The sequence below is a fragment of the Streptomyces sp. NPDC002958 genome (assembly GCF_055563255.1).
Window position 1 is genome coordinate 44,709 of record NZ_JBVHDS010000013.1, and the last position, 21,349, is coordinate 66,057.

Sequence of the window (21,349 nt, forward strand, 5' to 3'; positions counted from 1 at the left end):
GGTCCGCCGTCGCCCGCGTCGAGTCGGTCGGTCCGCCGTCGCCCGCGTCGGGCCGGACGGTCGTCCGTCGTCCACGACGGGTGCGCCCGTCAGCCGGCGACCACCGACACCTCTCCGATGCCCAGCGCCCGGACCGGCTCCTCGATCTGTGCCGCGTCACCGACGAGGACCGTGACCAGCCGGTCGTCCGGGAAGGCGTTGACCACCGCTGCGGTCGCCTCGACCGTGCCGGTCTCCGCGAGCCGGGCGTACAGCTGTGCCTGGTAGTCGTCCGGGAGGTGCTGCTCGACCTGGTCGGCGAGGGTGCCCGCGACGGAGGCCGCCGTCTCGAACTTCAGCGGTGCGACACCCACGAGGTTCTGCACGGCCGTCTCGCGCTCTTCATCGGTCAGCCCCTCGGCCGCGAGGGTCCGAAGGACAGTCCACAGGTCCTTCAGCGCCGGTCCGGTGGACTCCGTGTCCACCGATCCGCTGATGGCGAGCATTGCGGCACCGGTCGCCCCCGAGGCGGAATCCGGGGCCGACGACCGCAGCACCTGGGCGAAGGCCCGTACGCCGTAGGTGTAGCCCTTCTCCTCGCGCAGCACACGGTCCAGCCGGGAGGTGAGCGTGCCGCCCAGGCAGTAGGTGCCGAGCACCTGGGCCGGCCACACGCTGTCGTGACGGTCGGCGCCGATCCGGCCGATCAGCAACTGCGTCTGCACCGCGCCCTGACGATCGACGATCACCACGCGGCCGGTGTCGTCCGCGGTGATCGGCGGGGCGGGGCGGGGCTCGGTGGTGTCCCCGGACCAGTCGCCGATGGTGTCGGCGAGCAGGGCGTCCAGGTCGATGCCGGTGAGGTCACCGACGACCACGGCGGTCGCCGTGGACGGCCGGATGTGGGCATCGAAGAAGGCGCGCACGGCTGCCGAGTCGATCCGCTCCACCGTCTCCTCGGTGCCCTGGCGTGGGCGCGACATCCGCGCCGTGGCCGGGAAGAGCTCCTTGGAGAGCTGCTTGGCGGCGCGCCGGGCCGGGTTGGCCTGCTCGTGCGGAATCTCGTCGAGCCGGTTGCGTACCAGCCGTTCGATCTCGCTGTCGGCGAAGGCGGGCGCCCGCAGGGCCTCGGCGACCAGTGCGAGTGCCTTCGCCAGCCGGGAGGCCGGGACCTCCAGGGAGACCCGGACGCCGGGGTGGTCGGCGTGCGCGTCGAGGGTGGCGCCGCAGCGCTCCAGCTCGGCGGCAAACTCCTCGGCGGTGTGCTTGTCGGTGCCCTCGGACAGCGCCCGCGACATGATCGTGGCCACACCGTCGAGCCCCTCGGGCTCTGCGTCCAGCGGGGCGTCGAGGAAGATCTCGACCGCCACCACCTGCTGGCCGGGGCGGTGACAGCGCAGCACCGTGAGGCCGTTGGGCAGGGCGCCACGCTCCGGCGCGGGAAAGGCCCAGGGGCGGGCGACGCCGGGGGCCGGCTGCGGGTGGTACTGCATGGAAACTCCAGTCGCGGCAGCGTCGGTCACTTGTCCGCTCCTTCGTGCGCGTCGGTCTCTTCGGCGTCGGTCTCATCGGTGTCCGCTGCGTCCGCGGGCTCGGCCGATTCGACCGGCTCGTAGACCAGCACCGCCCGGTTGTCGGGGCGCAGCTGGGCCTTGGCGACCGCCTGGACCTCTTCCGCGGTGACATCGAGCACCCGCTGCACGGCGGTCAGGGCGAGCTGCGGGTCGCCGAACAGCACGGTGAACCGGCAGAGTTCGTCGGCGCGGCCCGCGACCGTACCGAGCCGGTCCAGCCATTCGCGCTCCAACTGGGCCTGCGCACGCTCCATTTCCTCGGGCGTGGGGCCCTCGGCGGCGAACCGGGCGAGCTCCTCATCGACCGCGGCCTCGATCTGCGGCACCTCGACGCCGCCGGACGTCTTGACGTCCAGCCAGCCGAGCGAGGGCGCACCGGCCAGCCGCAGCAGCCCGAACCCGGCCGCCACAGCCGTCCGGTCACGGCGGACCAGCCGGTTGTGCAGCCGCGACGACTCGCCGCCGCCGAGCACGGTCAGCGCGAGGTCTGCCGCGTCGCACTCACGGGTGCCGTCGTGCGGCAGCCGGTAGGCGGCCATCAGCGCCCGCGCCGGGACCTCCTCGTGCACCTCTTCGCGCAGCTGCTCGCCGATGATCTCGGGGAGCGTGCCGTCGCGCGGCGGCTGCTTGCCGTCGTGGGACGGGATGGAGCCGAAGTACTTCTCGATCCAGGCGAGCGTCTGCTCGGGGTCGATGTCACCGACGACCGAGAGCACCGCGTTGTTGGGAGCGTAGTACGTACGGAAGAAGCTGCGCGCGTCCTCGAGGGTCGCGGCGTCCAGGTCGGCCATCGAACCGATCGGTGTGTGGTGGTACGGGTGGCCCTCGGGGTAGGCCAGTGCCGTCAGTTTCTCGAACGCCGTGCCGTAGGGGACGTTGTCGTAGCGCTGGCGACGCTCGTTCTTGACGACGTCGCGCTGATTCTCCATGGACTCCTCGTCGAGCGCGGCGAGCAGCGAGCCCATCCGGTCCGCCTCGAGCCAGAGGGCCAGCTCCAGCTGGTGCGTGGGCATGGTCTCGAAGTAGTTGGTGCGCTCGAAGCTGGTGGTCCCGTTGAGCGAACCACCGGCCCCCTGCACCAGCTCGAAGTGTCCGTTCCCCTTGACCTGGCCGGAGCCCTGGAACATCAGGTGCTCGAAGAGGTGAGCCAGACCGGTGCGTCCCTTGACCTCATGGCGCGAGCCGACGTCGTACCAGAGGCAGACCGCGGCGACCGGGGTCAGATGGTCCTCGGAGAGCACCACGCGCAGGCCATTGGCCAGACGGTACTCGGTCGCTGTCAAGCCGCCGGAGCCGGCCTGGGCTGTGGCCGTGTGACCCATGGGCATGTACGTCCCTTCGATCGCGATACTGGATTTCCTGCGAGACCTGCCACTTTAAGCAAGCGCACAGACACCTGCCGAAGTTCCCATACCGCGGAAGTTCGCGTGAAAGAGGGGCGCATCCCCCGCGGGAGGGGCCGTGAAACCACCTCGGCAGCGGTCGGGATCAGCTCTTGGGACGGGTCGAGGTCGGCGATGTCAGCGCGGCGGTCCACAATGGTCGGCGTCAGAACCTGAGGTTGCCCGAACAGAATCCGTGAAGGAGTCGCAGCAGCGATGGCCCGCCGCAGCACGAAGACCCCGCCGCCGGACGACTTCGAGGAGAAGATCCTCGACATCGACGTCGTCGACGAAATGCAGGGCTCCTTCCTTGAGTACGCATACTCGGTGATCTACTCCCGGGCCCTGCCGGACGCCCGTGACGGCATGAAGCCGGTGCACCGCCGCATCGTGTACCAGATGAACGAGATGGGCCTGCGCCCCGACCGCGGCTATGTGAAGTGCGCCCGTGTCGTCGGCGAGGTCATGGGCAAGTTGCACCCGCACGGCGATGCGTCCATCTACGACGCGCTGGTCCGTCTGGCGCAGCCGTTCTCCATGCGGCTCCCCCTGGTGGACGGCCACGGCAACTTCGGCTCGCTCGGAAACGACGACCCGCCGGCCGCCATGCGGTACACCGAGTGCCGGATGGCCGACGCGACGTCACTGATGACGGAGTCGATCGACGAGGACACCGTCGATTTCCAGTCGAATTACGACGGCCAGGAGCAGGAGCCGACCGTTCTCCCGGCCGCGTACCCGAACCTCCTGGTCAACGGGGCGTCCGGGATCGCTGTCGGCATGGCGACCAATATGCCGCCGCACAACCTGGGCGAGGTCATCGCCGCCGCGCGTCATCTGATCAAGCATCCGGGTGCCGACCTGGAGACCCTGATGCGGTTCGTCCCCGGTCCCGATCTGCCGACGGGTGGCCGGATCGTGGGGCTGGGCGGTATCAAGGACGCTTACGACCGCGGGCGCGGCACGTTCAAGATCCGTGCGATGGTCGCCGTGGAGAATGTGACGGCGCGCCGCAAGGGTCTGGTCGTCACCGAGCTGCCCTTCGCCGTCGGCCCGGAGAAGGTGATCTCCAAGATCAAGGATCTGGTCTCGGCGAAGAAGCTCCAGGGCATCGCGGACGTGAAGGACCTCACCGACCGCGAGCACGGCCTGCGCCTGGTCATCGAGGTGAAGAACGGCTTCGTGCCGGAGGCCGTGCTGGAGCAGCTCTACAAGCTGACGCCGATGGAGGAGTCCTTCGGCATCAACAATGTGGCGTTGGTCGACGGACAGCCGCTCACTCTGGGCCTCAAGGAGCTCCTTGAGGTCTATCTCGACCACCGCTTCGACGTGGTGCGACGGCGCAGCGAGTTCCGCCGGGGCAAGCGCCGCGACCGACTGCATCTGGTCGAGGGCCTGCTCGTCGCGCTGATCGACATCGACGAGGTCATCCGGCTCATCCGGTCCAGTGACAACTCGGTGCAGGCGAAGGAGCGACTCATCGAGCGCTTCTCGCTGAGCGAGGTCCAGACGCAGTACATCCTGGACACCCCACTGCGCCGGCTGACCCGGTTCGACCGGATCGAGCTGGAGAGCGAGCGGGACCGGCTCAACGCCGAAATCGACGAGCTGACCACCATCCTCGAATCGGACACCGAGCTGCGCAAGCTCGTCTCCTCCGAACTGGCCGCGGTCGCCAAGAAGTTCGGCACCGACCGGCGTACGGTGCTGCTGGAGTCGGCCGGTTCGCAGGTCGCCTCGGTGCCGCTGGAGGTCGCGGACGACCCGTGCCGGGTGCTGCTGTCATCGACCGGCCTGCTGGCCCGTACCGCCAATGACGATCCGATCGTCTTCGTCGAGGACGCCAAGCGCGCCAAGCACGATGCGATCGTTTCGGCCGTGCCGGCGACGGCCCGTGGCGATGTGGGCGTGGTGACGTCCACGGGGCGGCTGCTGCGACTCGCGGTGATCGATCTGCCTCAGCTGCCGGACACCCATGCGGCGCCCAACCTGTCGGGCGGTGCGATGGTTGCGGAGTTCCTCGCGCTGGAGAGCGACGAGGAGGTCATCTGCCTCACCACGCTCGACGAGGCCTCCCCCGGCCTGGCGATCGGTACCCTTCAGGGGGTCGTCAAGCGGGTGGTGCCGGACTACCCGGCCAACAAGGACGAGTTGGAGGTCATCGCCCTCAAGGAGGGTGACCGGATCGTCGGCGCCGCCGAACTGCGTACGGGCGAGGAGGACCTGGTCTTCATCACGTCCGACGCCCAGCTGCTGCGCTACCCGGCGGCGCAGGTGCGGCCGCAAGGCCGACCCGCGGGAGGTATGGCGGGGATCAAGCTCGCGGCGGACACCGCGGTGATCTCATTCACCGCGGTGGATCCGGCGGCGGACGCGGTGGTGTTCACGGTGGCGGGTTCGCACGGCACGCTGGACGACTCGGTGCTGACATGCAAGCTCACCCCGTTCGACCAGTATCCGCGCAAGGGCCGGGCCACCGGTGGGGTGCGCTGTCAGCGGTTCCTCAAGGGCGAGGACGTTCTGGTGTTCGGCTGGGCGGGTGCGACGCCTGCCCGGGCCGCGCAGAGGAACGGCATGCCGACCGAGCTGCCGGAGCCCGACCCGCGGCGCGACGGTTCGGGGACGCCGCTGGTCAAGCCGGTCGCGGTGATCGCGGGACCGGTTTAGAGCCTGTCGGGTGACCTCCGATCGGATAGCGGACGCGGTCCGGTGCGTGCGATTCCAAGGCGGAGGAGGGAGTCAACGCGAAGGGGTCCCCCCATGCCTTCAAGGCCTACGGGGAAGTTGGTGACTGACGACAACGCGGGAAGCATGCGTGCCAGGGCGTGGCCGCCCGGTCGGAGGTCACCCGACAGGCTCTGAGGCACTCGGCCGGGCGACGGGTGGCGTACCGCTACGAGTCGTCGTCGCCCGCTGCACGTACCGCAGGACGCCCCACATGCTTCGCTCATGTGCGGCGTCCTGCGTCGTGCCACCTGCCGACGCGGCGCTCTCCCGGCAGCCGTCCAGCTCCTTGTGCAGGGCCTCAGGGTCGATGCCTGAGCCGATCAGCACCAGTTGGGTGAGGCGCGGTTCGTCGCGCGTCCACGGCTGCGGGTCGAACCGCAGGAACCTGCCGACCGCGTGCAGGACGTACTTGTTGCCGCGGTCGCCCACGCCGAAGTCGACGAACCCCTTGATCCGGTAGAGCCCTTGCGGCCTGGAGTCGAGAAACTCCATCAGTCGGCGGGGGTTCATGGGTACGTCCGCGGTGAAGGACACGCTCTCGTACGCGGCATGCAGATGGCGCTCGTGCCCGGCGTCGGCCTCGTCCTCGGCCCGCTCCGCCAGGAGCAGATCCTCGAAGGTGAGCTGGCGCGCCTTCTCCTCACCGTCCGGCCGCAGCGCCGGGTCGAAGAGCAGTTCGGGGTCGATGCGTCCGTACGTGGCACAGATGACGGCGGCCGTGCTGCTACCGGGTCCTCCGTCGGGGGCCGGGACACCCGTCGCGGCGATGACATCGCGAATACGTGCCTGCTCCTCGCTCCCGACCCGGTCGGTCTTGTTCAGCACGACAAGATCGGCGACGGCGAGATGGCGGTCGATCTCCGGGTGGCGCCGACGGGTGGCGTCGAACTCGGCGGCATCGACGACCTCCACCAGTCCCCCGTACACGATGTACGGATTGTCGCTGGCCAGGAGCATGCGCACGAGCTCCTGCGGCTCCGCCAGTCCGCTGGCCTCGATGACGATCACGTCGAGGCGGGCGGCAGGCCGGGTCAGCGTCTCCAGGAAGGTGTCGAGTTCGCTCGCGTCGACCGCGCAGCACAGACATCCATTGCCCAACGAGACCGTCGAGCCGACCTGCCCCGAGACCGTCATGGCGTCGATCTCGATGGAGCCGAAATCGTTGACGATCACGCCGATCCGGTTTCCCGCACGATTGCGGAGGAGGTGGTTGAGCAGTGTCGTCTTGCCGGATCCCAGGAACCCCGCAAGGACGACAACCGGGATCTGCTGCTTGCGGAGCGGGGACGACGGGTTCAACGGAGACCTTCCTCGGGGACGTCAGGGCGCCGGGACCGGCTGCGGCGGGGGCGTACCGACGTAACGGGCCGCCGGGCGGATGATCTTCGCGTCGTCCGCCTGCTCCAGGATATTGGCGCTCCAGCCGGGCGCGGCTGACGCTGCGGTACGGCGAGACGGGCTGCCCGGAACACCGCTACACCTGGTCCACCGGCGGGCAGGCCTGAGAGGTCCCGTCCATACGGTGCAAACGCGCGGCTACACCGCCCCTGCCCCGGTCAGCGCACGGACCTCGGTCTCCGCGTGCTTGGCGGCATCGGGCGGCTCAGTGGAGGTGACCGTTCCGACCCAGCCGGCCAGGAAGCCCAGCGGGATGGAGACCAGGCCGGGGTTCTCGAGGGGAAAGAGCTGGAAGTCGGCGCCGGGGAAGAGCGCGGTCGGGCTGCCGGAGACGACCGGAGAGACCAGCACGAGCAGCACGGCGGGAATCAGCCCGCCATAGACCGACCAGACTGCTCCCCGGGTGGTGAAGTTCCGCCAGAACAGGGAGTACAGCAGCACCGGGAGGTTGGCCGAAGCGGCGACGGCGAAGGCGAGCCCCACCAGGAACGCCACATTCAGGCCCTGGGCGACCAGGCCGAGCCCGATGGCGGCCACCCCGATCCCGGCCGCGGCGACCCGGGCCACGGCGACCTCGCTGTACTGCTTGGAGTCCGGACGTCTGAGCGAGGCATAGAGGTCATGGGCCACGGAGGCGGACGAGGCGAGGGTGATCCCCGCGACGACGGCAAGAATGGTCGCGAAGGCGACGGCAGCTACGACGGCGAACAGAATCGTTCCCCCGGTGGATCCTTCGCCACCGCCGAGCACCAGGGCCAGCAGCGGAACCGCTGTGTTTCCCGCGGGATTCGACTCCCGTACCTCGGCGGAGCCGACCAGAGCCGCCGCCCCGAATCCGAGCACGATGGTCATCAGGTAGAAGCTGCCGATGAGCCCGATGGACCAGACGACTGAACGGCGGGCCGCACGGGCGGTGGGCACGGTGTAGAAGCGGGACAGGATGTGCGGCAGCCCCGCCGTACCGAGGACCAGAGCCAGTCCCAGGCTGATGAAGTCGACACGTGCCGTCCAGGTTCCGCCGTACCGAAGACCGGGCGAGAGGAACCGGCTGCCGTGCCCGCTCCGGTCGGCGGCAGAGTTGAGCAGGGCGTTGAAGTTGCCGTGGAAGTGGACCAGGACGAGCACGGTGAGCACGACCGCTCCCGCCATCAGCAGAACGGCCTTGACGATCTGGATCCAGGTGGTGGCGCGCATCCCGCCGAGCGACACATAGATCACCATGAGCGCCCCGACACCGATGACGGTCCAGGAGCGGGCGGCACCGCTGGTGCCGCCGAGAAGGAGAGCCACCAGGCTGCCCGCGCCCACCATCTGTGCCACCAGATAGAGCACGGAGACGGTGACGGACGAGGTGCCCGCGGCGATCCGGACCGGCCGCTCCGCCATCCGCGCCGCCACCACGTCGGCCAGTGTGAACCGGCCGCAATTGCGTACCAGTTCGGCGACCAGCAGCAGGACGACGAGCCAGGCGACGAGGAAACCTACTGAGTAGAGCATGCCGTCGTAGCCGAAGAGGGCGATCAGGCCGGAGATGCCGAGGAAGGACGCGGCCGACATGTAGTCGCCGGCGATGGCGAAACCGTTCTCCATGGGGGAGAACAGCCGGCCGCCCGCATAGAACTCCTCCGTCGAGCCGTGCCGGTTGCGGCTCACCCAGGTGGTGATGGCGAGCGTCAGTGCGACGAAGGCGCTGAACAGCAGGAGGGCAAGAGTCTGATGGTTGCTGTTCAACGCCCGATCCCCCGCGTCATCTCCTGAGTCTCCCAGCGCAGATCGAGCGCGGCCCGATCCCTGCGGAGCCGTGCGTGACGCGCGTACGCCCCGGTGAGCAGGAAGGTCGTGAGGAACTGCCCGAGACCGGCGACCATCGCGAAATTGACCGCTCCGGCCACCGGACGGGCCATCAGCCCAGGCGCGGTGATCGCGGTGACGACGTAGGCGAGGTACCAGACGAGGAAGGCGAGGGTGGCGGGGATGACGAACCGCCGGTACCGGCGGCGCACTTCCTGGAAGGCGTCACTGCGCTGCACCTCCAGATAGATGTCGGCCGCGCTGTGGGCGCACTGCGGGCCCGCAGGCCCGGGTGGTCCGGCGGGAGCGAAGCTCCCCGTACCGTCCAGCTCGCCCCATCCGGAGGCCAGCGCGTCGTACCACGGGTCGTCGAGTCGCATCGTTGCGGTCTCACGCCCTGCTTCCTTCTCCACCGAACAACTCCCCTTGTCCACGGACCACTTCGGCCGCGTACCCAAGAATGGGCAGATCGGGAAGATCCCGGGCACTTCATTCGCCCGTCTTCACCTCTTCAGGTGAAGGTTGACCCGGGCGGCTGTGCGAGGCCCCCGAACGTACGCACAGGGCTGCACTGCCCTGATGTATGCCCATCAGGGCGGCAGCCCCGTAGAGCACCGCCCGCAGCGCCAGTCCCCCCGTCCAGACGAAGACGGTGGCCTGGGTGCCCTTGCTCCACAGCGAATTGTCGGCCTCGCACACAGCCGGGTAGTCCAGCCCCAGCCGGCGCCACTGCCACCTCTGCGCCGAGGACCGCCAGGACAGCGCCTCGTGACGCGGATCCACCAGCCCGGACTGGCGCAGCGACGTGACGAGGAGAATGCCCGGCAGGATCCACCGGCGCTTGTCGTCGGAGATCCGCTGTGTCAAGCGCGGACCACGACAACAGCGATGACGGCGATGTTCACCAGGACATTGACGAGCCCGGACCTGACTGCCACCGAGACGCGGGAAGGTTGAACGCCTTCGACGCCACAGAAACGACCCAATCAGGGATCGGCTCAGGAATTGATCGTGGGTGGAGTCGCCGTCTCCACCCACGGGCGGAGACGGCGTCGCTCAGGCGTCGATGCGCGAGCGGTCCAGGGTGGCGGCCGAGTTGGTGATGAACTCCTTGCGCGGTGCCACCTCATTGCCCATCAGCAGATCGAAGACCTGCTCGGACGATTCCAGGTCGCCGATGTTGATCCGGCGCAGAGTGCGGTGACGGGGGTCCATGGTGGTCTCCGCCAGCTGGTCGGCGTCCATCTCGCCCAGACCCTTGTAGCGCTGGATGGAGTCCTTGTACCGGACGTTCTTCCGCTGCAGCTCCATCAGCCGCTGGCGCAGCTCGCTGTCGGAGTACGTGTAGATGTACTTGTCCTGGCCCTTCTTGGGCTGGACAAGCTCGATCCGGTGCAGCGGGGGCACGGCGGCGAAGACCCGGCCTGCCTCGACCATGGGTCGCATGTAGCGCTGGAACAGCGTCAGCAGCAGAATGCGGATGTGCGCGCCGTCGACATCGGCGTCCACCAGCAGGACGATCTTCCCGTAGCGAGCGGCGTCAATGTCGAAGGTCCGCCCCGACCCGGCTCCTATGACCTGGATGATCGCACCGCACTCAGCGTTCTTCAGCATGTCCGAGACGGACGCCTTCTGGACGTTGAGGATCTTGCCTCGGATCGGCAGCAGTGCCTGGAACTCGCTGTTCCGGGCGAGCTTGGCCGTGCCGAGCGCGGAGTCGCCCTCGACGATGAAGAGCTCGCTGCGGTCCACGTCGTCGCTGCGGCAGTCTGCGAGCTTCGCCGGTAGCGAGGAGGACTCCAGCGCTGTCTTGCGGCGCTGTGCGTCCTTGTGCTGGCGGGCCGCGATGCGGGTGCGCGCGGCCGCCACGGCCTTGTCCAGGACCGCCCTGGCCTGGGCCTTGGCATCGCGCTTCGTCGAGGTCAGGAACGCCTTGAGTTCCTTGGCCACGACGTTGGCAACGATCCGGTTGGCCGCCGAGGTGCCGAGCACCTCCTTGGTCTGGCCCTCGAACTGCGGCTCTGCCAGCCGCACGGTGACGACGGCGGTGAGGCCTTCCAGTGCGTCGTCCTTGACGATGTCGTCCTCGGCCACGCGGAGCAGCTTGGCGGAGCGCAGCGCCTCGTTGACCGTCTTGGTCACAGAGCGTTCGAATCCGGTCACATGCGTGCCGCCCTTGGGGGTGGCGATGATGTTGACGAAGGACTTGAGGTTGGTGTCGTATCCGGTGCCCCAGCGCAGGGCGATGTCGACGGCGAGTTCACGGGTGACCTCGGTCGCCGTCATGTGACCGCGGTCATCCAGGACCGGCACGGTCTCCTTGAAAGTGCCCTGACCGGTCAGGCGCAGGACGTCGCAGACCGCCTTGTCCTGGGCGAGATACTCGCAGAATTCACTGATCCCGCCGTCGAAGCGGAAGATCTCCTCGGTCTTGCCTTCGCCGTCGAGACCGCGTTCGTCGCGGACGACGATCGTGAGACCGGGGACGAGGAAGGCCGTCTGCCGCGCGCGCTGGTGGAGCGTTTCCAGGTTGAGCTTGGCGTCCTTGAGGAAGATCTGCCGGTCCGCCCAGTACCGCACCCTGGTGCCGGTGCGCGCCTTCGGTACCCGCTTGCCTTTGCGCAGGCCGTTGGCCGGATCGAACGGGCTGTCCGGTCCCTGCTCAGTGAAGATCCCCGGAACACCGCGCCGGAAGCTGATCGAGTGGGTCGCGCTGCCGCGGTCGACCTCGACGTCGAGCCGGGCGGAGAGCGCGTTGACCACGGAGGCGCCCACGCCGTGCAGGCCGCCCGACGCGGCGTACGAACCGCCGCCGAACTTTCCGCCGGCATGCAGCTTGGTCATCACGACTTCTACGCCGGACAGGCCCGTCTTGGGTTCGACGTCGACCGGGATGCCGCGCCCGTTGTCCCGGACCTCCACGGAATTGTCGTCGTGGAGGATGACCTCGATGCGGTCGCAGTAACCACCGAGAGCCTCGTCGACGGAGTTGTCGATGATCTCCCAGAGGCAGTGCATGAGACCGCGGCTGTCGGTGGACCCGATGTACATCCCGGGGCGCTTGCGAACCGCTTCGAGCCCCTCGAGTACGAGCAGGTGCCGCGCGGTGTAGTTGGAACCGTCTCGGTCTGCTCCGGTCAGCAGCGCAGTGGACGGCACGGACGTATCGGCGGTCACGCGGTTCGCTCCTCGCTGAATTTCATTTGGGGCCCAGTGGGTAACGGGCTCGGCTTCGGTCGCCGCTGAGAGGGTACCGAGGCCTGGTAGAGCGGTTGTCACGCCACCCTCCGAGAACCCTCACACTAGTCCAATCTCGCATACACGTTCGATCCCTCGTAGGAGTGACGTACACATCACGTTCCCTTCCAGGCATGAACCATTTAGGCTCCGGGCACGTCCTCATGAACAAACCGGCAAGCCGGCCGGGAGGATCCACCAAGACAAGCAACGCGAAACCGTAGCGCTACGCAATACGGCACATTCGCCGCCAACCGGCAACAGACAGCCATCTTGAGAAGAAGTTTCGAAGAAAAGCCACGAGCGGGAACGTTTTCGGCCTGGTTGGATGTTGACCCTGGTACGACAGCTCGTCGAGCTAGAGAAGAGGCGACGTGACTACTGTTCTGACCCCCGCGAGCCCGCTGACCGCAGCAGACCGCTGCGACCGTTGCGGCGCCCAGGCATATCTGCGCGTCGTCCTGATCAGCGGCGGTGAACTGCTCTTCTGCGCCCACCATGGGCGCAAGTTCGAGCCGGAACTCAAGAAGATCGCCGCGGAAATACAGGATGAGACGGACCGGCTGACGGCCGCGCAGGCCCAAGCCGCCGAAGAGGAACAACACTGACACCTCGCATCCACGACGAGCCAGGGTCAGGTCCCGCACCTGACGACGGGCGGCTCCCCGAATGGGGAGCCGCCCGTTCTCGCGCCTACGCGTTGATTCCGTTCAGCTACCGCCCGGCATCCAGTCGATCGCAGCGGAGATCCGCGTGTACACCCCGGGGCTCCCGGCCTGGGCGCAGCCGTTCCCCCAGGACACCAGCCCGATGAGCCGCCCATCGGCCACCAGCGGCCCCCCACTGTCACCCTGGCATGCGTCATACCCGCCCAACAGTTCGCCCGCGCAGAGCATCACTGAGGCGTCATACGTACCGTCCCTGCCGCCCGGGTAGGCCTGCTCGCACAAGCTGTCCGGCAGGACGCTCACTTTCGCCGAGCGAAGTGACGATGCGTAGTCGCCATCGCCGGTCGTGTCACCCCACCCGTAGACGAGGGCCCCAGTACCCGGCTCGTATGCCGCGTCTCCGGATTCGGCCATCGGGACCACGCTCTTCGCGGGCAACGCGTCGGCCAGGGTGAGCACCGCCAGGTCCCCCGCGTTCGTGAGGGGATTGAACCCCGGATTGCTCCATGTCGCCTCTACCGGCACCTCCTGCCCCCCGGTCCCACGCAGGGCATCCCGGCCGGAGATGACCCGCAGATCGCGCACTTTGCCGACATCAACGCCGAGGGCCTCCCGGCTCAGGCAGTGCGCAACGGTCAGCACCTTCTTCGGCGCCACCACGACACCGCCGCAGAACTGGCCGGCGCGCGCCTCCCCGAACCGGTCGCGACTGGACAGCGCCACAACCCAGGGACTGTCCTTGACGTGTGCGGGCTGACCACCGATGACAATGCTGTCCGCCGCAGCCGGAGCGGGGGATCCGAGCGGTATCGCAGCCGAGGCGGCAACCAGGGCGAGCGCTCCGATCACGGCACGGAAGACGGTACGGGACATGCGCACTCCTCACTATGTGGTGAACCATTCTCACTCAGAGTCATCCCGGCTGTCACCGACCGCACCCGCAGATAGGCCGAGGGCCCGGCTCCCCACGGGATCCGGGCCCTCGGCCTGTACACTCCTGCGACCTAGTCGAGGTAGTCGCGCAGCACCTGCGAACGCGACGGGTGGCGCAGCTTCGACATGGTCTTCGACTCGATCTGACGGATGCGCTCGCGCGTCACGCCGTAGACCTTGCCGATCTCGTCCAGCGTCTTCGGCTGACCGTCGGTGAGACCGAAGCGCATCGAGACCACGCCCGCCTCACGCTCGGAGAGCGTGTCGAGCACCGAGTGCAGCTGCTCCTGGAGGAGCGTGAAGCTGACTGCGTCGGCAGGGACGACCGCTTCGGAGTCCTCGATCAGGTCACCGAACTCGCTGTCCCCGTCCTCACCCAGCGGGGTGTGGAGGGAAATCGGCTCACGACCGTACTTCTGGACCTCGATGACCTTCTCGGGGGTCATGTCGAGTTCCTTGGCCAGCTCCTCCGGCGTGGGCTCGCGACCCAGGTCCTGGAGCATCTGACGCTGCACACGGGCGAGCTTGTTGATGACTTCGACCATGTGCACCGGGATACGGATGGTGCGGGCCTGGTCGGCCATGGCGCGGGTGATCGCCTGCCGGATCCACCAGGTGGCGTACGTGGAGAACTTGTAGCCCTTGGTGTAGTCGAACTTCTCGACCGCGCGAATCAGACCGAGGTTGCCCTCCTGGATGAGGTCCAGGAAGAGCATGCCGCGGCCGGTGTAACGCTTGGCCAGCGAAACCACGAGACGGAGGTTGGCCTCCAGCAGGTGGTTCTTGGCGCGGCGGCCGTCCTCGGCAATGATCTCCAGCTCACGCTTGAGCTTCGGCGCGAGCTTGTCGGAGTTCGCCAGCTTGTCCTCGGCGAACAGACCGGCCTCGATGCGCTTGGCGAGCTCGACCTCCTGCTCGGCGTTGAGGAGGGGAACCTTGCCGATCTGCTTCAGGTAGTCCTTGACCGGGTCAGCCGTGGCGCCGGCGACGGCGACCTGCTGCGCAGGTGCGTCGTCCTCGTCGTCGTCGGAAAGGACGAAGCCCTTGTTCTCGCCCTCGCCCTCCTCTTCCTCGCCCTTGCCGGCCTTTACTTCCTCGGCCGCCTCGTCGCCGTCGAGGAGTTCGTCGTCCTGCTTTCCGGACTTCTTCGTTGCTGTCTTCTTGGCCGCCGTCTTCTTCACGGCGGTCTTCTTGGCAGCCGTCTTCTTGGCTGCTGCCTTCTTCGCAGGGCCGACCGCGGCAGCGTCGTCAGCCACCACGTCCACGGTCTCTGCCGACGGGGCGGCAGTGGCCGCGACAGTCCTGGTCACGGTCGTCTTGGCCGCGACAGTCTTGGTGGCGGTGCGCTTGACCGGGCTCTTTGCTGCGACGCTCTTGCGGGCACGTTTGGACGGCTCCGCGGCACTGACCATCAGCGTCACACCCTCTTCCTCGAGGATCTGGTTGAGGCTGCGCAGAACATTCTTCCACTGGGTTGGCGGAATCTGGTCAGCCTCGAAGGCCCGACGCACGTCATCGCCGGCGATCTGCCCATCAGCCTTTCCCCGCTCGATGAGCGCCATCACAGACTCGGACTCGGCGATCTCCGGCGGGAGCGTACGGGATGTGCTGGCCGACACGAACAACCTCTCGGAACGATGGAAACGGCTTCCGGCCCGGCCCTGGAGAGGGCTTGAGCCGACGACCGTCGGGCTGGGAATGTACCGACGGCGCGGGTTTGGCCTCAGAACTCCACAGCGCACTGAATGGCTGCTGTATTCCTTCCGCGGCGGTCACCTCTTAAGTCATCGCGCTGTTTCGAGGAGTGTTACGCCCAATCCGCGTGGCCCGAGTCACACCTCATTTGCGACGAACGTGACCAGGGGTAGCATCCCCCCACAATTGTGCCGCCGGACCACCGAGGCCCGGCGACACGTGATTCGCACACCCTGGCCGTGCTGCGCTCAGTGCTCGCGGGGCGCGGGCACCACCCGCTCTACCTCGGGGTGGACGATGAGCAGTTGGCGCATGGCCGCCTCGGCGCCTGCCGAGTCACCGGATGCGAGGGCATCGACGATCCGGGCGTGGTGACCGAGAGATGCCTCGGTGGGGCGGTCGCAGCCGGTGACGGGACCACCCGAGACCTGCAGGGCCGCGGAGACGATGCCGGAGAGGTGTTCGAGCATGCGATTGCCCGCCGCCTGGATGAGCAGGGAGTGGAACTCCGCGTCGGCCCGGGAGCAGGTGATCCCGTCGCCCTGCCCGAGCGCGTGCCCCATGATCTCGACCATGTCACCGAGGCGCTGCTGGATGTCCTCGCGGCCGTGACCTGCGGCAAGACGCGCAGCGAGCGGCTCGATCGTCCACCTGAGCTCACCCAGCTCACGGCGCTGGTCCTCACGCTGAGGGCCGAAGGCTCGCCATTCGATGATGTCGGGGTCCAGCAGATTCCAGTCACTGACGGGGCGAACCCGGGTGCCTACGTTAGGCCGGGCACTGACCAGGCCTTTTGCCTCGAGAACGCGCAGCGATTCGCGTACGACGGTGCGGGAGACCTCGAAACGCTGACCGATCTCTTCCGGCACGAGGGGGCGGTCGGCGCCCAGGTCACCGGAGACGATCATCTGGCCCAACTGCTGAACGAGTTGGCCGTGGAGGCCGCGGCCCCGACTGGCCGAGCCCCGTCGGCTTGCCCGGCCCAGCTCGGCATCGGGACCGTCCCAAGAGCGAAGAGCGGCACGCTCGCCGGTCGGCGCCTCCGCATACGGGTAGCGGTCGAGTTCACCCGCGCCGGCGAGGCCGGAATCGGCGGAGCGGGCGGCGGTCATCATGGTGTGCGCAAGGGTACTCACGCATCCTTTGTCGGCGCGGCTCAGCCGACCCTTGAGGTCTTTGGTGAAAAGCACACGAAAGGGTGATCAGCACCCACCCCCCAATTGACGCCTTATGGGTTGAAATCGGACATTTTCAAGGAAGTTGCGGGGCTAGAGCGATCTTCCGCCACCCCGCGATCACCAACGAACCCTGCCGCGAAGGCTGGTGAACAGATACGCACAGATCAGGAGCGACAACGACAACAACAACGCAGCACCCACAGGGTGTGCCACCACGTGCACGACAGCTGCCACCCATCGGTCCGTCTCGTGCGGCCAGCGAGGCCACACCAGCTCCCCGAGCCCGCCCGGGAGTCCGACGACCGGACGAGAGGTCGACCCCGTCAGCACACTCCGGACAAGTGGAGCAACGAGTACGGGAACGGCGAGTACCGCAGCAACACCGGCCGCCGTCACCCGGAAGACTCCGGCGGCCAAGAGACCCGCCCAGGCGCAGCCCACGGTCAGCCCCACCCAATTCGCGCTCAGGGATACAGAATTCGGCGGAATCCTGATCAAATCGTCGCCGTACACGAAGCGAAGCGCTTCGGCAGAGGCCAGCACGACACTCAGAGCGAGCACCAGAGCGACGCCCGCTGACACCACCAGCTTGGCAAGAAGCAACCCCAGACGGCGGGGGACAGCACCTCGGCCCGCCGCAAGCGCGGGATAGCGGAACTCGTCACCGTACGAGAGGGCGCCGAGCAGTCCGGCTCCGACTGCTGCTGGTGGCAGCGGCAGCAGCGACGGCCAGGCCGCCAGCACCTTCGGCAGCTGGGCATGACCGGAGCGGGCGAGGAGAACAGAGAGCGCGACCGAGGAGACAAGAACAGCGGCCATGACCAGGGTCGTTGTTCTGACACCGAGGAGGCGGCGCAGTTCGTATCGCAGCGGGTGGAGCGGGCCACGGGTCGGGCAGCGTCGGATCGGCGGAGGCAGTTCCGAGCCAGATGCCCGCGCGACCGGCCGCGATTCGGTTTCTCCTCCGCCAACAGCGGGGTCCTCGGGGCCTGCGGGGTCCATGGCGCCTGTGGGGCTTGTGGTGTCTGTGGAACCAGTGTCGCCGACCTCGTCGGCGAGTTGATGCACCGGGATCCCGTGCCGGAATGCCGCGTCGCCGATCTCCGCGCAGGTGGAGCCGTACACGGAGAGACGACTGCTTGCCTCGGTGACCACCTCGACCGAGCGCTTGGCCGCTCGGGCCTCGCGGCTGACGACGGCGGCGAGGCGGGCTGCGTGCGGGGTCCGGACCGCGACCCGGGGGCGGAGTCGGGTCCGGGAGAAGTCGCTGACACCCTGGTTGGCGACGAGACGTCCGCAGTCGATGGTGACCACCTGATCGGCAGTCCTCGCGGCCCTTTTTGGATCGGTCGTGGTGTAGAGGACGGTCCCACCCTGGGCGGCATGGGCCTGGAGCAGCCCGTACAACCAGCACTCCTCGCGCGGAGAGAGACCTTCTGCGGGGTCGTCGAGGATGAGCGTGTGCGGGTCGCCGAGCAGCGCCGAAGCGAGGGCGAGCCTGCGGTCCATGCCGCGCGAGAGCGCGCCGATGCGCTCGTCCCGGAGTCCGGCAAGACCGACGGCCTCGAGCAGCTCGTCGGCCCGGGACGCCGGTACACCTGCGGCGGCGCAGAGCATGCGTAGCTGACCACGGGTGGTACGGGCGGGGTGCCCAGGCACGTCTCCGAGGAATACGCCCACCTCACGCGCGGGGTGCGGGATGCGGTGCAGCGGTCTGCCGCGGAAGTAGGTGACCCCCCGCCCCGAGTCGAGTTCGAGCATCAGGCGGAGGGCTGCGGTCTTTCCGGATCCGGGGACGCCCAGAAGTGCGGTGACGTGACCGGGCCCGACTTCGAAGGTGAGATCGTCGACTGTGGCCGGAAGGCCGCAGCGGGGGGCGCTGGTGAGTCCGATGGCCTGGAGCATCGCTTCTCTCTCGGAAGATGAGACCGCTCGGCGGCAGGGCGGGTACCGCAGCAAGATAACGCTACATATCCGACTTTTTGCGCAACACCGACCCTGCGGGCGTTCCGCAAGGTCAGACTTCCGGCCTCAGCATCGGCGGGTTGAGCACGGTGGCCGCACCGGCCCGGAAGAGCTGGGCGGGGCGACCGCCCTGCCGAGTGGTCGTCCCGCCGGCTGGCACCAGGAAGCCGGGCGTGCCTGTCACCTTGCGGTGAAAGTTCCGCGGGTCGAGAACCACGCCCCACACCGCCTCGTACACCCGCCGGAGTTCACCGACCGTGAACTCCGGCGGGCAGAAAGCAGTGGCCAGGGAGGAATACTCGATCTTGGAACGCGCGCGTTCGACGCCGTCAGCAAGGATCTGCGCATGATCGAAGGCCAGCGGAGCCTGGTTTTCACCCTCCTGGCCAAATCCCCCCTCCGGTCCGAGCAGGTCCTCAACAGGTGCCCAGCGTGCGCTGTTCGCATCGCCGCCCGCCCGCGGGGCCGGCAAATCGGGGGCCAGAGCGAGGTGAGCGACACTGACGACCCTCATCCGGGGGTCACGCCCTGGGTCGCCATAAGTGGCGAGCTGTTCGAGATGGGCACCGTTGCCTACCGCCGGGGCTGCCGGGTCCTGGGCGCACAGGCCGGTCTCCTCCACGAGCTCGCGCGCCGCTGCGGCTCCGAGATCCTCATCGGCTTTGACGAACCCGCCGGGCAGTGCCCATCGCCCCTGGAACGGTGGCTCACCGCGGCGCACCACCAGCGCACAGAGCGCATGACGGCGCACCGTGAGCACGACCAGGTCGACGGTGACAGCGAAGGGCGGAAAGGTCGACGGGTCGTAGGGCGGCATGCGGCGATCATAGTCGTCTGCCTGACGATAAACACTCCTTTCGCTGTGCTCTTCGCGTGACTGCCTTCCTCATGTTCTTCGGCGTGACTCGCTGTGTCGTGATCCCGCCAGGCTCTTCGTCCGTCGTGACACGGGATTTCCTCCCGGGGGCCGGCATTCGCTCCCCCGGGTCCGCCCGGGGGCTGCGAGCCCCGGTCCCGAGCCCGACCGCACCGTCGATGACCGCGGCTCACCGCCGGTCCGGGACCGTCGGCCGACCGGGAGCCTCCGGGGCGCCGGCCACCGACGCTGCCGAGATCACCGAGTCCGTGCACCACTTCGGCTCCTCCTGGGCCGTCCCCGCAGCGGGCGTCGAACCGCAGCCGGCCCTTGAAGCGGCACGGCTTCGCCCCGATGGGTCGTGACCCCCTCAAGCCGGTGTCCTACTGAGCACCGGCCGCCCACACCGCATACCGGCGCAGCACCCGGGCCGCCACCACAGCCTCCGGCTGAGCTGAGAGCCTGTCGGGTGACCTCGCTGGGTGGGGCGGCCGGAGCGTTCCGAGAAGCTGCATACGGCACAACCCCCGCTGCCTCCGCCCTCCGCGCGGTGCCGACCAAGGATCCCTGCGCCGGGCCTTCGACAAGAGGGATCACAGAGTGACAAGGCGCGGGGCTCATCGACCGCTCCTGGAACCGCGACGGCTGGGCGATGCCTGCCCGGACCGGCGTCGGCCAGCGGCCGTTTCGGGGCGGACGGAGCTGGATGGGGTCTTCCTTCGCCGCGTAGTGGCCGGGCGTACCGTGCGGGGCCGCGTGCTCCGGTCCGCACGGTGGCCGCGCCGGCCCGTCCGGGCGGTGCGCTCCCCCCGGAGACAGCGACGCAGCGTCTCCGGATCAAGCCCTTGATTGCAGGCCTCATGCAGAAGCTGAGCAAAGGTGTACGCAGGATCCACCCGCAGGGCGAGACCCAGCGCGACCCGTGCACCCGGTTCATCACCCGTCGACCAGGAGACCCACCCGGCCAGGGTCAGCGGGGCTGCGGCGTGCTCCTCGTACGGTGCGACGCAGCGACGGGACAGCGCCCGCCAGAGCCGCAACGCGGAATCGGCTTCGGGGCCTTCCATCCATTCCGCGGCCTTGTCACGGGTTTCCCGGTCCTGCAGACCAAGGATCAACGCAGCGGCTTCGTCATGGCTGATCAGCCGGTCGTCATTGACGTCCGACGCGGAGGGCACCGTCACCGGCGCCTCCCTGAGGCGTTCCATGAGCTTTCGGGCAAGTCCCAGGGTCTCTCGGGCCACATCCTTGCGTCCCACCTCGTCGAGGATCTTCGGCACCAGCTCGGCCCCGGCCGAGTCAAGTGCCCGTTGCTGCTCTGCCGCCGCCGTGGTGTCCAGGGGGGCAAGCCTGGCTTCCATCTCCCGCAGCGATCCCCGCACTTGAATGCCGGCGTATGCGGCGGCGGCCGCCATCACCGAGGTGCCTGAAAGAGCCAGCTGGTTCCCCTCGGTCGGGCAGCAACGCTCGTCCGGGCAGCAGTACGACCAGTACCGGCCGTCAGAGATGCAGAGCGCCTCGAGCACGGGTACGTCGAGCGCGCCGCAGGCCGTACGCAGACGCTGGGCAAGAGGCCGAAGCCGCTCCATGACCTGACTGCCGTTCCCGCCCTCGACAGGATCCTGGCAGAGGAAGATGACGATCGCGTCAGGGCGCTCCCCACGCCGCTCGCTCCCCTTGATCAGACACTCGGCAAGCTGCTCGGCGACGGGCGGCCATTCTTGAGGTGACTGCGGGATGCCGAGCCTGAGCCGCCCGCCGAAGCGCCCCCGGCCGCCGTGCAGGGCGACCATGACCACGCTGTCGTTCGGGTGGAACCCCATGAGATACGGGAGGGCGTCGGCGAGTTCGGCAGGCCCCCGCAGGGTGATCTGCTGCTCGTCGACCGGACCGGTGGATTCGTGGTGCTGGTTCATGGCATGACGGTCCCGCGGACGGCCAGATCCCGCTACCCCTGTGGATAAAG

16 protein-coding genes and 1 pseudogene are annotated in these 21,349 nt (G+C 68.3%); 3 read left to right on the forward strand and 14 right to left on the reverse strand.

From position 1 onward, the window contains the following. Positions 1-89: 89 nt before the first annotated feature. Both ACZ3IC_RS22305 and ACZ3IC_RS22310 read right to left on the reverse strand, forming a co-directional pair. The gene (locus ACZ3IC_RS22305) at positions 90-1,472 is read right to left on the reverse strand and encodes a M16 family metallopeptidase (protein WP_467418569.1); all 1,383 of its coding nucleotides are present in this window, start codon (positions 1,470-1,472) and stop codon (positions 90-92) included. Positions 1,473-1,498: 26 nt separating this feature from the next. Beyond that, entirely contained in the window at positions 1,499-2,881 is a 1,383-nt protein-coding gene (locus ACZ3IC_RS22310) for a M16 family metallopeptidase (protein ID WP_467418444.1), read from the reverse strand. A 270-nt stretch (positions 2,882-3,151) separates the two neighbouring features. Between ACZ3IC_RS22310 and ACZ3IC_RS22315 the strand changes: the two genes are divergently transcribed. Then, positions 3,152-5,602 carry a DNA gyrase/topoisomerase IV subunit A gene (locus tag ACZ3IC_RS22315; RefSeq protein ID WP_467418445.1) on the forward strand — a complete coding sequence of 817 codons (2,451 nt, stop codon included), beginning with the start codon at positions 3,152-3,154 and terminating at the stop codon, positions 5,600-5,602. A gap of 177 nt (positions 5,603-5,779) precedes the next feature. Here the strand turns inward: ACZ3IC_RS22315 and ACZ3IC_RS22320 are convergent, their stop codons facing one another. The 6 genes and pseudogenes from ACZ3IC_RS22320 to ACZ3IC_RS22345 all read right to left on the reverse strand — a co-directional run bounded on the left by ACZ3IC_RS22320 (position 5,780) and on the right by ACZ3IC_RS22345 (position 12,028). Beyond that, positions 5,780-6,961 carry a CobW family GTP-binding protein gene (locus tag ACZ3IC_RS22320; RefSeq protein ID WP_467418447.1) on the reverse strand — a complete coding sequence of 394 codons (1,182 nt, stop codon included), beginning with the start codon at positions 6,959-6,961 and terminating at the stop codon, positions 5,780-5,782. Between the two features lie 21 nt (positions 6,962-6,982). Continuing rightward, positions 6,983-7,102: pseudogene (locus tag ACZ3IC_RS22325) on the reverse strand (citrate synthase/methylcitrate synthase); the annotation flags it as partial. A 96-nt stretch (positions 7,103-7,198) separates the two neighbouring features. Then, positions 7,199-8,791 (reverse strand): solute symporter family protein, encoded by a 1,593-nt coding sequence (locus ACZ3IC_RS22330; RefSeq protein ID WP_467418449.1) that lies wholly within the window; start codon positions 8,789-8,791, stop codon positions 7,199-7,201. Next, positions 8,788-9,231 carry a DUF485 domain-containing protein gene (locus ACZ3IC_RS22335; RefSeq protein WP_467418571.1) on the reverse strand — a complete coding sequence of 148 codons (444 nt, stop codon included), beginning with the start codon at positions 9,229-9,231 and terminating at the stop codon, positions 8,788-8,790. The genes ACZ3IC_RS22330 and ACZ3IC_RS22335 overlap by 4 nt, the downstream gene beginning before the upstream one ends. A 109-nt stretch (positions 9,232-9,340) precedes the next feature. Continuing rightward, a complete protein-coding gene (locus tag ACZ3IC_RS22340; protein ID WP_467418451.1) occupies positions 9,341-9,718 on the reverse strand; it encodes a hypothetical protein in 378 nt (125 codons plus the stop codon). 189 nt (positions 9,719-9,907) lie between these two features. Then, positions 9,908-12,028: a DNA gyrase/topoisomerase IV subunit B gene (locus ACZ3IC_RS22345; RefSeq protein WP_467418452.1), complete on the reverse strand. Its 2,121-nt coding sequence runs from the start codon at positions 12,026-12,028 to the stop codon at positions 9,908-9,910. A 434-nt stretch (positions 12,029-12,462) separates the two neighbouring features. On the opposite strand from ACZ3IC_RS22345, the gene ACZ3IC_RS22350 reads away from it, so the two are divergent. Beyond that, positions 12,463-12,696, forward strand: coding sequence for a DUF7455 domain-containing protein (locus tag ACZ3IC_RS22350; protein ID WP_399330430.1), 234 nt, complete (start codon positions 12,463-12,465; stop codon positions 12,694-12,696). A 102-nt stretch (positions 12,697-12,798) separates the two neighbouring features. Here the strand turns inward: ACZ3IC_RS22350 and ACZ3IC_RS22355 are convergent, their stop codons facing one another. From ACZ3IC_RS22355 to ACZ3IC_RS22375, 5 genes are all read right to left on the reverse strand, one after another. Beyond that, a complete protein-coding gene (locus ACZ3IC_RS22355) occupies positions 12,799-13,629 on the reverse strand; it encodes a S1 family peptidase (RefSeq protein ID WP_467418455.1) in 831 nt (276 codons plus the stop codon). 131 nt (positions 13,630-13,760) lie between these two features. Next, positions 13,761-15,308, reverse strand: coding sequence for an RNA polymerase sigma factor (locus tag ACZ3IC_RS22360; protein WP_093899047.1), 1,548 nt, complete (start codon positions 15,306-15,308; stop codon positions 13,761-13,763). A gap of 324 nt (positions 15,309-15,632) precedes the next feature. Continuing rightward, positions 15,633-16,520 carry a FadR/GntR family transcriptional regulator gene (locus ACZ3IC_RS22365; RefSeq protein ID WP_467418457.1) on the reverse strand — a complete coding sequence of 296 codons (888 nt, stop codon included), beginning with the start codon at positions 16,518-16,520 and terminating at the stop codon, positions 15,633-15,635. A 159-nt stretch (positions 16,521-16,679) separates the two neighbouring features. Next, on the reverse strand, positions 16,680-18,467 hold the full coding sequence (locus ACZ3IC_RS22370; RefSeq protein ID WP_467418458.1) for an ATP-binding cassette domain-containing protein: 1,788 nt from the start codon (positions 18,465-18,467) through the stop codon (positions 16,680-16,682). 112 nt (positions 18,468-18,579) lie between these two features. Further along, positions 18,580-19,344, reverse strand: a complete 765-nt coding sequence (locus tag ACZ3IC_RS22375) for an NUDIX hydrolase (protein ID WP_467418460.1) — start codon at positions 19,342-19,344, stop codon at positions 18,580-18,582. Positions 19,345-19,562: 218 nt separating this feature from the next. On the opposite strand from ACZ3IC_RS22375, the gene ACZ3IC_RS22380 reads away from it, so the two are divergent. Next, the gene (locus tag ACZ3IC_RS22380) at positions 19,563-19,748 is read left to right on the forward strand and encodes a hypothetical protein (RefSeq protein ID WP_467418462.1); all 186 of its coding nucleotides are present in this window, start codon (positions 19,563-19,565) and stop codon (positions 19,746-19,748) included. 252 nt (positions 19,749-20,000) lie between these two features. On the opposite strand, the gene ACZ3IC_RS22385 is transcribed toward ACZ3IC_RS22380, so the two are convergent. Next, positions 20,001-21,299, reverse strand: a complete 1,299-nt coding sequence (locus tag ACZ3IC_RS22385) for a DUF4192 domain-containing protein (protein ID WP_467418463.1) — start codon at positions 21,297-21,299, stop codon at positions 20,001-20,003. Positions 21,300-21,349 lie beyond the last annotated feature (50 nt).